Source organism: Flavobacterium sp. FlaQc-47, from assembly GCF_044006475.1.
In the GTDB taxonomy this organism is placed as follows: domain Bacteria; phylum Bacteroidota; class Bacteroidia; order Flavobacteriales; family Flavobacteriaceae; genus Flavobacterium.
Genome location: NZ_JBIPCQ010000006.1, coordinates 1 through 19,790 on the forward strand (window position 1 = coordinate 1; position 19,790 = coordinate 19,790).

Consider the following 19,790-nt stretch of genomic DNA (forward strand, 5'->3'; position numbering starts at 1 on the left):
CAACATCTGAATCCAATACTAAAGGTGTCAATGTTACTGTTCCGTCTTCTGCAACTGTATAAACATCATCAACTGCAACCGGATTATCGTTAACCGATGTTACCGTAATAATTTGATTTGCCGTAGCAGTTCCGCCGTTTCCATCACTGATAACATAAGGAATGCTTATTGGCGTAGCCGAATTAAAGTTCAATGCCGGACTGAAAGTAATTACGCCAGTCGCCGAAATATTTACGGTTCCATTAGTAACATTTATGGTTTGGATTCCACCTGTTAAAACTGTTCCGTTGATTGAAGTGATGCTCAAAGTATCGCCGTCAACATCTGAATCCAATACTAAAGGTGTCAATGTTACTGTTCCGTCTTCTGCAACTGTATAAACATCATCAACTGCAACCGGATTATCGTTAACCGATGTTACCGTAATAATTTGATTTGCCGTAGCTGTTCCTCCGTTTCCATCACTGATCACATAAGGAATACTGATTGGCGTAGCCGAATTAAAGTTCAATGCAGGTGTGAAAGTAATTACGCCCGTTGCCGAGATATTAACGGTTCCGTTGCTAACATTTATCGTTTGAATTCCACCTGTTAAAACTGTTCCGTTGATTGAAGTGATGCTCAAAGTATCGCCGTCAACATCTGAATCCAATGCCAAAGGTGTTAATGTTATTGTTCCGTCTTCTGCAACTGTATAAACATCATCAACTGCAACCGGGTTATCGTTTACAGCCGTAACTGTAATTAGTTCGTTTGCCGCAGCTGTTCCACCGTTTCCATCACTGATAACATAAGGAATACTGATTGGCGTAGCCGAATTAAAATTCAATGCCGGAGTGAAAGTGATTACGCCAGTCGCCGAAATATTTACTGTTCCATTAGTAACATTTATGGTTTGGATTCCGCCTGTTAAAACTGTTCCGTTGATTGAAGTAATACTCAAAGTATCGCCGTCAACATCTGAATCCAATGCCAAAGGTGTTAATGTTATTGTTCCGTCTTCTGCAACGGTATAAGCGTCATCAACTGCAACCGGATTATCGTTTACAGACGTAACTGTAATTAGTTCGTTTGCCATAGCTGTTCCGCCGTTTCCATCACTGATTACATAAGGAATACTTATTGGCGTAGCCGAATTAAAGTTCAATGCCGGAGTGAAAGTAATTACGCCCGTTGCCGAGATATTAACTGTTCCGTTGCTAACATTTATCGTTTGAATTCCACCTGTTAAAACTGTTCCGTTGATTGAAGTGATGCTCAAAGTATCGCCGTCAACATCTGAATCCAATGCTAAAGGTGTCAAAGTTATTGTATTATCTTCTGCAACTGTATAAACGTCATCAACTGCAACCGGATTATCATTTACAGCCGTAACTGTAATTAGTTCATTTGCCGTAGCTGTTCCGCCGTTTCCATCGCTGATTACATAAGGAATACTGATTGGTGTAACCGAATTAAAGTTCAATGCCGGAGTGAAAGTAATTACGCCAGTCGCTGAAATATTTACTGTTCCGTTGCTAACATTTATGGTTTGGATTCCGCCTGTTAAAACTGTTCCGTTGATTGAAGTAATACTCAAAGTATCGCCATCAACATCTGAATCCAATGCCAAAGGTGTTAATGTTACTGTTCCGTCTTCGGCAACTGTATAAACATCATCAACTGCAACCGGGTTATCGTTCACAGATGTTACCGTGATAACTTGATTTGCCGCAGCAGTTCCGCCGTTTCCATCGCTGATTACATAAGGAATACTGATTGGCGTAGCCGAATTAAAATTCAATGCCGGAGTGAAAGTAATTACTCCAGTAGCTGAAATATTAACGGTTCCGTTGGTAACATTTATGGTTTGGATTCCGCCTGTTAAAACTGTTCCGTTGATTGAAGTGATGCTCAAAGTATCGCCATCAACATCTGAATCTAATGCCAAAGGTGTTAATGTTACTGTTCCGTCTTCTGCAACTGTATAAACATCATCAACTGCAACCGGATTATCGTTTATAGAAGTAACTGTAATTAGTTCGTTTGCCGTAGCTGTTCCGCCGTTTCCATCACTGATTACATACGAAATGCTTATTGGCGTAGCCGAATTAAAGTTCAATGCCGGAGTGAAAGTAATTACTCCAGTCGCCGAGATATTAACTGTTCCGTTGCTAACATTTATGGTTTGAATTCCACCTGTTAAAACTGTTCCGTTGATTGAAGTAATACTCAAAGTATCGCCATCAACATCTGAATCCAATACTAAAGGTGTCAAAGTAATTGTATTATCTTCTGCAACCGTATAAACATCATCAACTGCAACCGGATTATCATTTACAGCCGTAACTGTAATTAGTTCGTTTGCCGTAGCTGTTCCGCCGTTTCCATCACTGATTACGTAAGAAATACTTATTGGCGTAGCCGAATTAAAGTTCAATGCCGGAGTAAAAGTGATTACTCCCGTCGCTGAAATATTTACTGTTCCGTTGCTAACATTTATGGTTTGGATTCCGCCTGTTAAAACTGTTCCGTTGATTGAAGTAATACTCAAAGTATCGCCGTCAACATCTGAATCTAATGCCAAAGGTGTTAATGTTACTGTTCCGTCTTCGGCAACTGTATAAACGTCATCAACTGCAACAGGATTATCATTTACAGCCGTAATTGTAATTGAAATTGTTGCAATATTCGAAACTGCTCCGTTATTATCGTTTACCGTATAATTGATTGGGGTTGCCGTTCCGTTGTAATTCAAGACCGGTGTAAAAGTCACTACGCCTAAATTATTTACCGTGTACGTTCCCTGCCCTGTTACCGTGAAAGTGGTTTGGATGCCTGGTGTTGCAGGATCCAAATCTACTGTGGCAACATCAATTGTTCCGTCAACATCCGTATCATTTGTAGTAATGTTGATCGTTACTGCCGTGTCTTCGTTTGTTGTTACCGTGTCGTTATTGGCAACCGGATTATCATTAACTGAAGTTACCGTTACCGAAATCGTTGCAATATTCGAAACTGCTCCGTTATTATCGTTTACCGTATAATTGATTGGGGTTGCCGTTCCGTTGTAATTCAAGACCGGTGTAAAAGTCACTACGCCTAAATTATTTACCGTATACGTTCCCTGTCCGGTTACAGTGAAAGTGTTTTGGATGCCAGGTGTTGCAGGATCCAAATCTACCGTTGCCACATCAATGGTTCCGTCAACGTCCGTGTCATTTGTAGTAACGTTAATCGTTACTGCCGTGTCTTCGTTTGTAGTGGCTGTATCGTTATTGGCAACAGGATTATCGTTTACAGCCGTAACTGTAATTGAAATCGTCGCAATATTGGAAACCGCTCCGTTATTGTCGTTTATTGTATAATTAACTGGAGTTGCTGTTCCGTTATAATTCAGGACCGGTGTAAAAGTCACCACGCCTAAATTGTTAACCGTATACGTTCCCTGTCCGGTTACAGTGAAAGTGTTTTGGATGCCAGGTGTTGCAGGATCCAAATCTACTGTGGCAACATCAATTGTTCCGTCAACGTCCGTGTCATTTGTAGTAACGTTGATCGTTACTGCCGTGTCTTCGTTGGTTGTTACCGTGTCGTTATTGGCAACCGGATTATCGTTTACAGCCGTAATTGTAATTGAAATCGTTGCAATATTCGAAACCGCTCCGTTATTATCGTTTACCGTATAATTGATTGGAGTGGCTGTTCCGTTGTAATTCAAGACCGGTGTAAAAGTCACTACGCCTAAATTATTTACCGTGTACGTTCCCTGTCCGGTTACCGTGAAAGTGTTTTGGATGCCTGGTGTTGCAGGATCTAAATCTACCGTGGCAACATCAATTGTTCCGTCAACATCCGTGTCATTTGTAGTAACGTTGATCGTTACTGCCGTGTCTTCGTTTGTAGTCGCTGTATCATTATTGGCAACAGGATTATCGTTTACAGCCGTAACTGTAATTGAAATCGTCGCAATATTCGAAACTGCTCCGTTATTATCATTTACCGTATAATTGATTGGAGTAGCTGTTCCGTTATAATTTAAGACTGGTGTAAAAGTCACCACGCCTAAATTGTTTACCGTGTAAGTCCCCTGTCCTATTACCGTGAAAGTGTTTTGGATGCCTGGTGTTGCAGGATCTAAATCTACCGTGGCAACATCAATTGTTCCATCAACGTCCGTGTCATTTGTAGTAATGTTGATCGTTACTGCCGTGTCTTCGTTTGTAGTCGCTGTATCGTTGTTGGCAACAGGATTATCATTTACAGCCGTAATTGTAATTGAAATCGTTGCAATATTTGATACCGCTCCGTTATTATCGTTTACCGTATAATTGATTGGAGTTGCCGTTCCGTTATAATTCAAGACCGGTGTAAAAGTCACTACGCCTAAATTATTTACCGTGTACGTTCCCTGACCGGTTACAGTGAAAGTGTTTTGGATGCCTGGTGTTGCAGGATCCAAATCTACCGTGGCAACATCAATAGTTCCGTCAACATCCGTGTCATTTGTAGTAATGTTGATCGTTACTGCCGTGTCTTCGTTTGTTGTGGCTGTATCGTTATTGGCAACAGGATTATCGTTTACAGCCGTAACTGTAATTGAAATCGTCGCAATATTTGATACCGCTCCGTTATTGTCGTTTACCGTATAATTGACTGGAGTGGCTGTTCCGTTGTAATTCAAGACCGGTGTAAAAGTCACTACGCCTAAATTATTTACCGTGTACGTTCCCTGTCCGGTTACCGTGAAAGTGTTTTGGATCCCTGGTGTTGCAGGATCTAAATCTACCGTGGCAACATCGATTGTTCCATCAACGTCCGTGTCATTTGTAGTAACGTTGATCGTTACTGCCGTGTCTTCGTTTGTAGTGGCTGTATCGTTGTTGGCAATAGGATTATCGTTTACAGCCGTAACTGTAATTGAAATCGTCGCAATATTAGAAACTGCTCCGTTATTATCGTTTACCGTATAATTAACTGGAGTTGCCGTTCCGTTATAATTCAAGACCGGTGTAAAAGTCACTACGCCTAAATTATTTACCGTGTACGTTCCCTGACCGGTTACCCTGAAAGTGTTTTGGATGCCTGGTGTTGCAGGATCCAAATCTACCGTTGCCACATCAATGGTTCCGTCAACATCCGTGTCATTTGTAGTAATGTTGATCGTTACTACCGTGTCTTCGTTTGTTGTTACCGTGTCGTTATTGGCAACCGGATTATCGTTTACAGCCGTAATTGTAATTGAAATCGTTGCAATATTTGATACCGCTCCGTTATTGTCGTTTACCGTATAATTAACTGGAGTGGCTGTTCCGTTGTAATTCAAGACGGGTGTAAAAGTCACTACGCCTAAATTGTTTACCGTGTAAGTTCCCTGACCGGTTACCGTGAAAGTGTTTTGGATGCCTGGTGTTGCAGGATCCAAATCTACCGTTGCAACATCTATGGTTCCGTCAACATCCGTGTCATTTGTAGTAATGTTGATCGTTACTGCCGTGTCTTCGTTTGTTGTTACCGTGTCGTTATTGGCAACCGGATTATCATTAACTGAAGTTACCGTTACCGAAATCGTTGCAATATTTGATACCGCTCCGTTATTGTCGTTTACCGTATAATTAACTGGAGTTGCCGTTCCGTTGTAATTCAAGACCGGTGTAAAAGTTACCACGCCTAAGTTGTTTACCGTGTACGTTCCCTGACCTGTTACGGTGAAAGTGTTTTGGATGCCTGGTGTTGCAGGATCTAAATCTACTGTGGCAACATCAATGGTTCCGTCAACATCCGTGTCATTTGTAGTAACGTTGATTGTTACTGCCGTGTCTTCGTTGGTTGTTACCGTGTCGTTATTGGCAACCGGATTGTCGTTTACAGCCGTAACTGTAATTGAAATTGTCGCAATATTCGAAACCGCTCCGTTATTATCGTTTACCGTATAATTGACTGGGGTTGCCGTTCCGTTATAATTCAAGACGGGTGTAAAAGTCACTACGCCTAAATTGTTTACCGTATACGTTCCCTGTCCGGTTACGGTGAAAGTGTTTTGGATGCCTGGTGTTGCAGGATCCAAATCTACCGTGGCAACATCAATAGTTCCGTCAACATCCGTGTCATTTGTAGTAACGTTGATTGTTACTGCCGTGTCTTCGTTTATTGTGGCTGTATCGTTGTTGGCAACAGGATTGTCATTTACAGGAGTAACTGTAATAGTAACCGTTACTGTATTTCCGTCAAGTCTTCCGTCATTTACTTTATAAGTAAAACTATCGCTTAAAGTTTCACTTCCGTTGTGTGTGTAAATAAAAGATCCATTCGCATTCAGAGTTAGCGTCCCGTTTGCTGGACCTGTAACTAAAATAGCCGTTATTGCGTCACCATCAATATCAGTGTCATTCGCTAAAACTCCAGGTGCTGCAGTATTTAATGTTCCGCCTTCAGCTACTGTATAACTGTCTGCTGTAGCAACTGGTGCATGATTTATTGTTGGTGTAACGGATCCGGAATTATTTCCCGGAGTTGGATCATTTTGTGTTCCTGTAATACTAGCTGTATTTGCATAAGAACCTGTTGCGTTTACTTTGGCTACAATGCTAAGCGTTGCAGTTGCTCCGTTTCCTAAATTGCCAATAGTCCAGTCCGGCGCTAACCACGTTCCTGTTGAAGGTGTGGCACTCACAAAAGTATAACCTGCAGGAAGTGCATCGCTTACTTTAACTCCAGTTGCATTACTTGGTCCCGCGTTTGAAGCCGTAATAGTAAAAGTAACATTAGTACCTACATCATGCGTGCCTGTACTTGCTGTTTTAGTAACCGAAAGATTTGATTGAACGACAGGTGTTGCAGTTGCTGTATTATTTGCCGAATTAGTGTCCGGATCATTTCCGCTTACAGTTGCTGTATTAGCATAGGGTCCCGAAGGATTTACAGTTGCAACAATTGACAAAGTTACACTTGTTCCGTTTGTAAGTGTACCAACAGCCCAGTTTGGTGCTGTCCATGTTCCAGCAGAAGGCGTAGCACTCACAAAAGTATAACCTGCCGGAAGTACATCATTTACTGTAACTCCGGTAGCTTTATAGGGTCCGTTATTTTTTGCTGTAATGGTGAAAGTGCTATTAGTTCCAACACTTGCATTTACGTTATCAACTGTTTTTGTAATTTCAAGATCTATAGGACACAACGCAGCATCAAAACTTCTGGATGTTACTGATGTTCCACAAGTGGTAGCTACTGAATATTGAACTACAACTGTTCCTGCAGCAGTAAAATTCAACGTGCTTCCGGTTAAGGTACCCGGACCACTTAATACACTTAGCGTACCTCCGGTTGGAGTTGGGTTTAACAAAACTGGATCACCTACGCAATATTTTGAATCCGGTCCGCCTCCCGTAGAAATAGGCTGAATAGCAGGAGTAGATTCTGCACCACAAATTTGTACCGCAGCTGTAGCAAAAGTATAATTTGCTTCAACGGCAGTATTTGTGGCACCATTACCCATACTACCATTGGTTCTATGACCAACATAACCAAATTTAGTTTCACAACTTTTAACAATCATTGAAGTGTGACCTCCTGTTTCAACAGCAATAATATCATCAGTACTAAGTATTCCGCCAGGCGTACCGGGATCGCTTGGAGTGCCAACTCTCCCTAATAATGAATTATTATTATTACCAAAAGCATAAAGCTTTTTGTTATTATTGATTACATTAATAGCACCATATTGGCTATCATGTTCTTGCGAACTAAACCATTTAATATTATTCATCACATCTGTGGCAGTAGCAGAATAACGAGGCTGAACCCATCCTGTTCTATCGGTAGTAGTCCAATCTCCCAGCTCTTTATTTGTATTTTCTCCTACGCCGTACAGATTACCGTCTGTAGCTAAAATATAATATGATTTTGATCCACTTGTTCCTGTAGAACCTATCATTTTTACAGTTTTCCCTGCAGGTATTGTCATCTGTGTAGCTCTTGTCTGAGTGGCAATTGCTGTATTATTTCCTAATAATACACTTGTTCCCCACACATAAACAGTCCCGTCTGATTTTAATGCCATAAGACCGTCAACATTTCCTCTACAGGCAACAACATCGGTTAAAAAAGGATTTCCGGCAGCAGAAGTAGTAACTCTGTACCAGGTAGTAGCATTACTTGTCCCTCCATTTGCTGTTGTTCCATTACCCCTCACAGTAGGTGTTTGCGAAATTACCCACACTTCACCACTACAAGTTGTGATGGCTAAAGTTTTAGAGGTAGTAAACATCATTTTAACATCTCCCGGAGTAATTCCTGCTGGTAAACCAGTTGAATTACCACCAATTGTTAGTTTTTGAAAAGCTGCACTTGATGTAATAGTTCCATCGAGAATAATACCTTCAGTCGACCAGGCGTAAAGACCGTCTGTAGCCAAAACAATACCCTGAAGATTATTTTGAGAAGTACTTCCTAATCCGGCTTTTATCGGAGTACCTGTTAAACCAGGGAAATTTGCAGCATCTATGGTTTTTGGCACAAATAAATTTGCAACTCCATCACTTGCAATTTTTTCCCCCCACACCTGAAAAGAACCATCTGAAATTCTAACTACTGTGGTATGCCAGCTAGAAACAAAATTATCATACTCGATTGTTGCAGCATTATTATTTGAAGCAAAACCAAAATTCGATAAATCAGTAGTAGAACATCCTACAATAGGCGAAGCACACTGAGCATTTGATATTTGGCTAAAAATGAACAATAAAAAAAACAAGCAAATTGCTTTTTTCATGTTCAGTATTTGATTTAAGGTAGCGTAATTTTTTATCATATATAATACAATTATTTTATTATCTGAGGAAGATTATAGGTTTGTACCTGATTATTAAAATCATAAAAATCAAACATTACATAAGTTTCCTCATTGATCATTCCTGATACTTTATATTTCAATAATTGAATTTTGTTACTTATTATAATCTCTTTTTCTACTGGCTGAGCAGTCAGTAAAACGCCTATTCCGGCAACAGACATTCCAGGTGCAGGTAATTTTGTAACGGAGTTGTCTTTGGTAGTTATTTTTGCAGGAACTGTAATTATTAAATCTGAATAATTTCTTCCTTTTGTAAGCTTTTCAGAAAACTGAATTTTAGAAAAATCAAAAGATAATTTAACACCTTCTACTTTTATACGAAATCTTTCTTCAAACATGGGGTGATTGCATTCTTCCTCATTATGAATTCTATTTTCCTGAAAATGAATTTCATATTCACCGGTTTCTTCAAATACATAATCGTTGATTTCATTCCCTAGTAAAGCTGTACTGCTATTATTTTTAGAATTAGAAATTGTCCAGCTTATTGATGAATCGATACTTCCAAAATCAATTTTTTCACCAAATGAAATCACTTTGAAGAATTGATTATTTTCAGTGTTGATTTTGTTTTGAGCTACAGAGCTATAACCCATAAACAAGAAAATAAATAAAAAACCCAATTGCATTTTGAAGTTGCAATCAATCTGAAGTCGGTTAAGACCCCTTTTTTTATTCGCCAATAAAATTTTTAAAAAAGTAAAGTTCACCATATAATAAATAATTAAATTCCTATGAAAAAAAAGCAATGAAGATCATCAATCTCCAAAATATTGTATTGTTAAAATCAAGCTTAAATGCCCGTAATCAGTATGTTTTAAACTAATTAACAAGACTTTTATATCAACCAACTCCGCTACATACGTAAAATGCCGAAGGTTGGTTTTAATAGTTGATTTTTTATTGAAATAATTTCAAAATGCGTTTGACTGGAGATATTTGGAATGGCAAATTCTCTAATTATAGATTGTATTTCATTGTAAAAAACCTGAAGAAAAAGAAATGTCTGGAATTCGAAAACAATGAAATTATTTTTTGAAGGATTGAAGTAACGTTTTGAATTATTCAACAGTTGCAGAATTGTAAGACTAATTTTTTTCAGAAATTGACATAAAGAATATACACATAGCAATACAACTATATATCTTATAAAATTATTGACCTTACAGGTTGAAAACATAAAAACGAAATAAACGAAAAAGTTATTTTTAGGCTGAATATCAAAAACAAAAAAGACAGTTGTAAAATAATTTATTATAGAACAAAAAGCCGATAAGCACCACTATCACAGCATTTTATTATTTCTATATTGCCCTGTATTTTTTTTGGATCGTCAAATGTAGATCAAAATTAAACCTGTGAATAGTCAATTACGACATTTTTAAAAACAGGAATAAAATTGTTTTTTTTGAAAGAAAAGAATTATTTTTATCGATTTCACTTTTTTTATAAAACATTAAAAATCAATAAATTAATTCAAAAACGTAAAAGACATATTTTAACGTTTTTTTGGAAAAAATTAAGAATGCTTTTGGAAAAAACTTTTTCGACCGAATCAAAAACGCACCTCAGAAGGCAGTTGACCAAATCGTTTTTTAAAACTTGCCGCAAATCTGCCAGCCGAATCATAACCCGTTAAAAGAGCAATATTCTGAACGTGAATATTAGAATTTTGAAGTAATTGCATTGCCAATAACATGTTTTTTTCCTTATGATATTGCAGCATCGAAAAACCAAAAACAATCTTGAAATTTGATTTTAATTTAGTTGGAGATGTATGTACTTCCTGCGCAATAGTTTCAATACCAATAAACGGAAGATGTAAATTTTGTAAGATGATCTTTTCGGCTTTAGCCACATTATGATAGTCTAAATTACTCAACGAAATATTGTCTGTTATACGGCTATCATCAAAAGCATTATCAAAAAACTCCATAATAAGTTTCATCGATTTTTTTTTCAAAGCTGGTTTATCAGCTTCCGGACTGTTTGCCTGTTCTAAATATTCAGACAACTCCGCTCCCATTTCATGTGCTTTTGGTGCAATGTCCATCCAGGTATAAGATCCTCGTTCACCATTTAAGAACTTTTTAATCGCACGGCTATTTTTGAATTTTTTAGAACTAAAGTTTTTACTTGCCCACTCCTTTGTAATCGCAAAACTAAAAAAACCGCCATTTGCACCTTTATAAAAATAACTCGAAATCTCTGTTTCCGGTTTACTAAAAGTCCAGCAGGTACTTAAAATGCTTATTTCCTCCTCCTCTTTTACATGAACTTTATATTCAAATACCGAAAAAGTCAGCAAATAATAATCGCTTGCCTTATTACGATCATAAAAAGATCTCGTCACTATATTTTCCTTAATAGTCATATAAATAGCCAAAAGCCAGAAACCATCATCGATTTCCCTATAACATAATTTTGCTTTACAAAGAGATGTTTTTAATTTAATCACTTGCTTTGAAGGCAAATGATTCATGACAGGAATTTTCAATAAACTATCTATCATAATCTCAGGAGAATTAAATAAATACGGAATTTGAAAAAAATCATCTTTAAGAAGAAAAAGATATTTCTGAATGTTTTTTGGCCAATTATCTAAAGTCATGAATATAAAATAATTAGAAGTAACTTAGTAAATATAACACTTACCGCAAAAAGTTGATTTACAAAAATAGAAATCTAGTGTTATATAATTGGCATAAACATTAGAAAATAATCACAAGAAAGCCGGTGAAGTTTCACCGGCTTTCTAACCATACTAAATAAAATAACTGAATTAAAAAACTAAAATTACTGTTTGATGATTTTTACTGTTTTCACCTGATCATTCTCGTTCGTTATTTTAAGTAAATATATTCCCGTAGGATATCTACTCATATCAAGTTTTGAAATTCCCTGAGTAATTTTTTCGTTTTTGATTTCTTTACCTAAATTATCATAAACTTCAATCTTTGCATTGCTTTCCGTTTGGATATTAAATACATCATGAGAAGGATTTGGATATACATTTAGCCTTGAAGTTGTATCAAAATCCGGTCTTGCTAAAGTGGTAATTGCAATACAATTTGAAATTGCAGAACAATTTCCAGAAACAATTGCAACGTTGTAAGTTCCTGATGTTGAAGGTATAAAAGTTTGATTTACGGCTCCTTGAATTGCTTGATTATTTGTACAATCATACCATTGATACGTTACATTAGAAGCTTTAGCAGATAAAATACCATTACTGTATTCAATTGATGCATCTAAGGGAACAATAGTCAGATTCAATTCTTCGGTAAGACAACCGTTTGTCACTAAATATTTTCCTGTCTTATTATATTCTACATTATTTACCGCCCAAGTATAACTGTCACAAACAGAAACTGCAATAGCATTTGAGGTTCCGGCTGAATAATTTGCTTCAACATCTTTTGACCAGTTGGCATTTGCTGTTGCAACTGCAACATCATCAACAATAATACATGTTAGTGTTGCTATTTGAGTAGCATTCATATTCAATAAATAGGGTTTGTTTTTTAAATTTAAACCCGTAATATTCGTATATCTACAATTTAAATCGGTTAAACTAAACTGATCTGTTAAATCTAAATTAGTAATAGGTCCGCTAATTTCCAATTTTTCCAAAGATGTTAATCCTGTCAGATCCAAAGTTTGTAAATTTGAGTTACCAAAATTAATTTCTGTCAAATTAGTCAATCCTTTTAAATTTACAGTACTTGAATAATTACCATAAGCACGAATACTTTCTAAAGATGGTAGTCCGCTTAGATCTAAATCCTTAACTGAATTGTATATTAAATCCAGAGAAATTAAATTTTTAAAAGCTTTAATTCCGGTTAAATCCCTAATGGAAGCTGCCGATAGATTTAAACTGGTAACAGCATCGATATTTGCGGTAAGAACCTTATTATCAATAACATCATCATACCCTAAATTAATTAGTCGCTGTTCAAATCTTTCATCCGGAATAAAAGTAAAACCTGCCGGTATAGCACCTATAGTTATCTCAACAGCAATTCTTTCACTTTCACATTGCGTATTGGTATCAGAGAAATGCTGAATTTGAGCAGCATAATATGTTTTGCTTTCAAGAGGTGTATTACTTGCAAGAGGATTTCCGCCGGTAGCATCCTGATACCATTGTATTACTTGTCCCTGATTAGAAATATCAGCAATTGTAGCACCTGTAAGTCTAAATTGTGAACGTATTACAGGAACATCAACCGAAACTATAGTCAAATTTAAGTTGTGAACCGTACAACCATCATCAAAACTATCATAAGATGATTGAGTATATGTTACCCCGTTTACTGGCCACGTATAGCCTGAACAAGTATAAATAGAAATATCTTCTACATCATTTACAGTTACATGAATTTTCTTTTTGGTACTTTCTCCACAAGGATAAGCAGTTTGAGTTACATAATAATCACGTGTTTGCAATGCTCTTGTACTCACTAACGGAGTAACACTTGCTTCTGAAAGATACCATTTAATAGTACTCCCACCACCATTTGCGGTTGCTGCCAAATTAGCAACAGTTGGAGAATTTCTCTTGCAAAATGTTTGATCTGCCGCAGTAGGTTCAAAATTTGCATTTACAACAGTTTGGGTATCCATTAATCTTGCGCTTTCACAACCATTTAATGTTTGTGTAATATAAAGCGTTAAAACAGTATTAACCGGAGTAATTTCCAGCGAACCATCAATAGGAGTTGTACTGGTTTCTGTAGCATAAATTTTTATCGTACCCGGATTATTAAATTTTGATGCCAAAGTTGCATAAGTAGACGGTCTGCATAAAGTACCGTTAACGCCCATATTTCTTGAAGGCAATGGTGTTGTTTTCAGGACCACATTCACTGAGGTTCTGTCGCTTTCATTACCATTAACCATTTGCGAAGCATAATAATTTCCTGATGTCAAAACTGCAGCTGCAACCAATGCAGTTCCGCCAGTTGCATCAGCATACCATTTAATAGCATCACCTGTTGCTACTAAATCAGCTACTCTTGCACCATTGCAAAATGTTTGAGTTGCCGTTGCTTTAGGTCCGCAGGCTAATGAAAAATTTGCCGCAGAATCCTTTGACCAGTTTTCAATATTAACCTGAGTATTTGCATTTGCAACATCATCAACAGTAATACAAGTCAACTCAGGATTATCATTACTGTAAAAATATTGTAAATGAGGTTTATTACTTACATCCAGTACGGTTAAATTATTATTGTTACAGTATAAATTAACCAAACTTGTTAAGCCGTTTAATTTTAACTCACTTAATTTATTTTGGTAAGCTCCTACTTCGTTTAACTTTGTTAATCCGGATAAATCGACACTCGTCAATTGATTATATCCAAAATTTAAAGTAATCAAATTAATCAAACCACTTACATCTAAACTCTTTATTATATTTTCATTACACTGTAAGGTTTCAAGTTTAGTCAATCCCGTCAAATTCAGTGATGTCAATGAATTTTGTCCGCAACCAAGATAGGTAAGATTCGTTAAACCTGTTAAATCTAAAGTTGTTAACTCATTAGATCCACAACTAAGTGATTGCAGATTAGACAATCCACTTAAATTAATATTCTTAAGATCATTAGCATAAAGTTGTACATTAAGCAAAGTCGTCATTCCAGAAAGATCCAGAGAAGAAAGTTGCTGATAATTCAAATTCAGTTCCTGAAGACTTACAAATTCTTTAATTCCTGTTAAGTTTTTAATACTTCCGCCTTGTATGTTTAAAATTGTAAGACTAGCAATATCAGCCGTTAATACTTGTCCGTCAAGTGCGCCGGAATCAATACCTAAATTAATTAAACTCTGTTCAAAAGCAGTATCAGGTATTGCCGTATATTGTGCCTGCACTGTGGTAAAGCCTACAATTAAAAATAAAAAAAGACTGAATATTTTTATCCAATGATCTTTCTTTTTAAAAATTTGATTAGGCTTGTCGAGTAATTTTCGTATCATAAAATTATTGTTTTTGGATGAGCAACAAAGATGTATCTATAAAAAATATTTCAGTATAAGGGTTAACCCCTGAATTTCGTTTCACATTCATTTTATCAAATTAAAAAGATACTTTTGCTAAAAATCAACACAATGACTGCATCCAAAAAAGGAATTTTCCTGCTTATTATAATGCTTACTTTATCAGCTTTTTTTGCCTGCAGCGAAAAAAAAGAAAGTAATATCATTTATAAAAGACCGGCGCCTGAAAAAATAGATGCTACTTTTGACTGGATAAAAGAGGACGGTCATTTTGTAAATGCCAATTATCAAAAAGTGTTATATAAATACTACAATAAAAAAATCGAGCAGAAAGAATACATTATTGCTGCCAAAACACTCGAAGCTGCAGCTTGGAATACAGCTGGTTATGCCTCTTTTGATAAACGCCTTTTTCAAACAATTACAGCATTTTCAGAAAAATATAAAGACCGGGTTCCAGCAAACAATATGCTTTTTGTAAACATGTATTTGGGAGATTATTATACTGATAAAGGAAACCTGAAAAAAGCAATTGAGTACTATACAAAAAATGCCGAAATTGAAGCAGTTGATTACAAAACCTGTTATACAAAAGCAGATAGTTACCGCACTCTTGCCTGGTGTAATCATCTATTGGGTAATTTAAATGAAGCACTGAAACAGGAACTAAAATCATTAGAATACTTTAAAAAAACAAACAACATAGTAGCAACAGCAGGTGTTTATATGGGTTTAGCCGAAGTGTATCAAGCATCAAAAGAATACGATAAAACAGAATTTTTTTTGAATAAGGCGATCAAAACCTATTCTATCGACAGACAAAAAAATCTGGGCGGTATTTTTATCTGCTTATTTAATAAAATTAATTTGTATGATCGAAGCATGGATTACAAAAAGAGAAACCCATTAATAGATTCAGTTTACTTGGCATTCAAAAAAAGCAAAATAAATGACCCGTCCATTAAAATTTCGATTAACACTTATTATTCTACCCTGAAATTAGATGAGGATAAACTGGCTGAAGCCAAAGTAGTGATCGAAGACCTAAAACCCGATGTATTGTTCCTGAATTCTACTGTTATAGATCAGGAATACAGAGTCGCTGTAGCGTCATTAGAATCGAAGCAAAATAAAGGAATCAAAGATCCAAAAGCGATCCTGAAATCCATTAAGGAACTAAAAGCCAATGAAAATTTTACCAGAGTAAGAGATCTTTATGCTCTTCTTTATAATGATGCAATCAACAGAAAAGATTATCAAAGTTCCATGCTTTATAAAGACAGTATGTATGAAGCAACCGATAGTTTAGGCACTAAAGAAATGGCTAATATTGTGGCACAGCTTGATAAAAAATACCAGACTAAAGTAAAAGAGCAGCAAATAGCGTTACAGAAAAAAACGATCCTGAATAAAAACACCACAATTGCATTATTGATTTTTGGACTGATTGGTTTCTTATTATTATCTATTGCATTTAGTTTAATTAGAAAACAAAAAATCCTTAAACAGGAAAAACAAAATACACAACTCTATACAAAACAATTACTTGAAAAAACAGAGGAAGAACGAAAACGAATTGCAAGTGATTTGCATGATAGCGTAAGCCACGAACTATTGAGCCTGAAAAATTCATTTGAAGAAAAATCTGAGGTAACCGATAAAAAAATTGACACGATTATAAACGATATCAGGATTATTAGCCGAAATCTACATCCTATAATGTTTGATAAAATAGGACTGAAAGCCAGTATTGAGCAATTAGTAGAAAGAGCACAATCAATCAATAATTTCATGGTAACAGCTGAAATTGAATACCATAACTCCTTACAAACTTCAGATGAATTGCAACTATATCGTATTATTCAGGAAACATTGTCTAATATTATAAAACATGCCAATGCTGTTGCGGCAAAAATTACCATTATAGAAAACAGCGAATTGTTAAATATCGAAATTAAAGATAACGGAACAGGATTTAATGTTGCTGAAAAATTATCCGGAAACAGCGCATTTGGTCTTCATAATATTATAGAGCGCGCAAGGGCAATAAATGGAGAATCTAAAATTGTATCTGATAAAAACGGAACTAGTATTACTATCGAAATAAAAAAATCCAAATGAGAATATTAATCGCAGACGATCATCCTTTTACGCTTCAGGGTACAAAAAGTTTTATAGAATCATACGGACATAAGGTCACAGATACTTGCTCAAACGGAATTTCGGCATTAAATTTAATAATACTTCATACACCTGATGTTGCTATTTTAGACATTAATATGCCGGGATTGGACGGTTTGGATATTGCCAGAAAAATACAGGAAAGCAAACTCAAAACAAAAGTTGTTTTATTGACAATGCACAAAGAAATAACGATTTACAGAAAAGCAAGCGAATACGGAATTTATGGATATATCTTAAAAGAGCATGCCCAGACAGAACTCGAAATCTGTTTACAGGAAGTGCAAAAAGGCAATCGCTTTGTGAGCGCCCATCTTGAAGATGACTTAATATCAGATTCAATAGACAGCAATGATAAATTAGCTAATTTAACTTTATCCGAAAGAAAGATTATTGAACTTATTGCCCAACAAAAAACAAGCAAACAAATAGCCCAATTACTGTTTTTATCCGAAAGAACCGTTGAAGGCCATCGTGGAAATATAATCGAAAAAATGGGATTAGTCAAAGAAAAGAACAGCCTGCTCAAATGGGCAATTCAGAATATTAAATCTTAAAATTTTAAATTCATTTTAAATCCAATAAAAAACTCCAAAGTGTTACTGTTTTGGAGTTTTTTCTATTAAAGCTAAAACATACTTTGATAAAGAACTGATATAAAAAATTTGCTTAATCTGCCTCCCAATAACTATCAGGATTGCGTGAAAAATTATTTCAACACAGAAACATCGTTTTTTTTAAAATTAATCAAGATCAAAAATATTCCCTAAATGCTCCTCCATAACAAAATAAGGATTATTAGTCTGAGTGACAGATCTCATATGAATTAAACTCGTTTTACTCATCATTCTTAACATTTGTCGGCGTTCGCATTTTACTATTTTGCCATTTTCCTCACGTTGTCCGGCAACAAAAGCACTACGGCCATGTGCGCATAAATGATTGTTCACAAAAATAACATCACCGGAATCAGGCACATATTCACTGTTTATAAGTTCCTTGGCTTCATTCCAGAATTCGGTTAAATTATAAAGTGCTTCAGGAGTTTGTCCCGCATTTTCGTTGAAGATTTGTTCCGCAGCATCAAAACGAATAAAAGGAAGTTGGCGGTTTCCATATAAAACAGAAGCCGTAGGTCCCGGATTCATTTGATTATCATCGTAATTTGCATCCTTTGGACATTGATAAATAGGATCAAATAATTTCTCCATATTTTCATTTACCTCTCCATGAGAACGAATCGAGTATAAAGTTGACGGAACTCTTTCCTCATTTCTCAAATATAAAAAACTCAAAAAGTCAGCCTGATTCAGTAAAAAAGCATCTTCGGTATGCACATATAAATCCGTTTTTGATCCGGATCCGGTTTGCGTTGCAGCCATTTTTTCATCTGGAATTACCGCATGTAATAAACCTCCACCCTTTCTCTGGGCATAATACTGAACAGGTTTTGAAGGAACTGCGCCATGAAGCAGCGAACAAATAAACCCGTATTTATTCAGTTTATCATAATCTGCACCTTGCCAGTTTGGGGGAGTTGGACCTAAATCGTCCTGATCGACCTCTAAAAGTCCCTGAAAAACAATAGCACCATATTGATTTGCAGAAAAATCGGAACCAAACTGACTCAAAATTCTGCTAATGCGTTCCGGTAGTAATTGAAAAGCGTGAAGGTGCAGCGCAGCGATATAATCGGGATTTTCATAATTGCCAAATGCCTTTACTAAAAGGTTGCCAACATTCGACAAAATATTCCTCTCCTGAGGCGTTATTGCTACGATTAATGGCTTTGTAGGAATTTCAAAATTTAAACTAGATTCAGCAGCTATTTCCTCTGCAATAATTGATTGTGATTTCATTTTTTCAATTCGTTTTATAGTTATTAAAAGATCGGGGATAAAAAATACAAACACATAATAATCAATATAATACAAATAAAATACACACTGATTCAAAATCAATATGTACGGACATTCGTATATTTTTTTTAAGATTTATTTTTTTTCTTCAGATTAATTTATACATTTGTTCTGCACTATTTTTATTTGTTCTAAATAATAATTACTTACAAATATATTTTTATTTCATCTAAATAAAAAGAATTTTCTTAGAAAAATTTAAAAAATTTATGAATATCAAGAACAAACCCAGTAAAATCAATACTTCAGATTCTTCTGATAAACTAAAAAAAATATCCACGAATATTCGTAAAAGAAGAAGTGTCTATGCAAATGAGTTTATCAAGAAAGAATTGCCTGAAAAACTGCTTGAAGAGATTTTGATCAATGCCACATGGGCTCCAAATCACAAAATGACAGAACCATGGAGATTTATTCTTTTTAGAGGAAAATACCTGAAGGAATATGGAGAATATATGGCGCATTATTACAAAGATTTCTATAGCGAATTATCGGCTGAAGCCCAAAAAGAGAAATTGGATTACCTAAGAAACTATCCCTTAAACTCTGCCTGTATGATTGGAGTAATCAGGATTCGAAACACCAAAATTAATTTGCCGGAATGGGAAGAAATTGCAGCAGTTGCATCTGCAGTGCAAAATATCGCACTGACTTGTACGGCAAATAAAATGGGAAGTTACTGGAGTACTAAAAGCGTCGCAATTGATTATGTCGCACAATTTGACCTCGCAGAAAACGAAAAATCACTGGGACTACTCTATCTCGGCTATTATCCAAAAGACTTAAAATCCTCTAAAAAGAAAAGAACTCCCTTATCTAAAAAAGTGATTTACCTCGAATAAATAGTAACAAAA

Annotated in this window: 8 protein-coding genes; 3 read left to right on the forward strand and 5 right to left on the reverse strand. The window is 35.8% G+C overall.

What is annotated here, in order from left to right:
- The 4 genes from ACHRVX_RS18565 to ACHRVX_RS18580 form a co-directional block, all read right to left on the reverse strand.
- On the reverse strand, window positions 1–8,749 hold an 8,749-nt coding region (locus ACHRVX_RS18565; protein ID WP_395334885.1), incomplete at its 3' end, for an Ig-like domain-containing protein.
- A 50-nt stretch (window positions 8,750–8,799) separates the two neighbouring features.
- Window positions 8,800–9,543: a hypothetical protein gene (locus ACHRVX_RS18570; RefSeq protein WP_395334887.1), complete on the reverse strand. Its 744-nt coding sequence runs from the start codon at window positions 9,541–9,543 to the stop codon at window positions 8,800–8,802.
- A gap of 842 nt (window positions 9,544–10,385) precedes the next feature.
- Entirely contained in the window at window positions 10,386–11,441 is a 1,056-nt protein-coding gene (locus tag ACHRVX_RS18575) for a helix-turn-helix transcriptional regulator (protein WP_395334889.1), read from the reverse strand.
- Window positions 11,442–11,626: 185 nt separating this feature from the next.
- Entirely contained in the window at window positions 11,627–14,815 is a 3,189-nt protein-coding gene (locus ACHRVX_RS18580) for a T9SS type A sorting domain-containing protein (protein ID WP_395334891.1), read from the reverse strand.
- A 132-nt stretch (window positions 14,816–14,947) separates the two neighbouring features.
- Between ACHRVX_RS18580 and ACHRVX_RS18585 the strand changes: the two genes are divergently transcribed.
- Together ACHRVX_RS18585 and ACHRVX_RS18590 are read left to right on the forward strand one after the other, a co-directional pair.
- Entirely contained in the window at window positions 14,948–16,957 is a 2,010-nt protein-coding gene (locus tag ACHRVX_RS18585; protein WP_395334893.1) for a sensor histidine kinase, read from the forward strand.
- Entirely contained in the window at window positions 16,954–17,574 is a 621-nt protein-coding gene (locus ACHRVX_RS18590; RefSeq protein ID WP_395334895.1) for a response regulator, read from the forward strand. Before ACHRVX_RS18585 ends, ACHRVX_RS18590 begins: the two co-directional genes overlap by 4 nt.
- 186 nt (window positions 17,575–17,760) lie before the next feature.
- Here the strand turns inward: ACHRVX_RS18590 and ACHRVX_RS18595 are convergent, their stop codons facing one another.
- On the reverse strand, window positions 17,761–18,876 hold the full coding sequence (locus ACHRVX_RS18595; protein WP_395334897.1) for a taurine catabolism dioxygenase TauD: 1,116 nt from the start codon (window positions 18,874–18,876) through the stop codon (window positions 17,761–17,763).
- A gap of 269 nt (window positions 18,877–19,145) precedes the next feature.
- Here ACHRVX_RS18595 and ACHRVX_RS18600 point away from each other — a divergent pair, with 269 nt between their 5' ends.
- Window positions 19,146–19,778 (forward strand): nitroreductase, encoded by a 633-nt coding sequence (locus tag ACHRVX_RS18600; RefSeq protein WP_395334899.1) that lies wholly within the window; start codon window positions 19,146–19,148, stop codon window positions 19,776–19,778.
- Window positions 19,779–19,790: the final 12 nt, after the last annotated feature.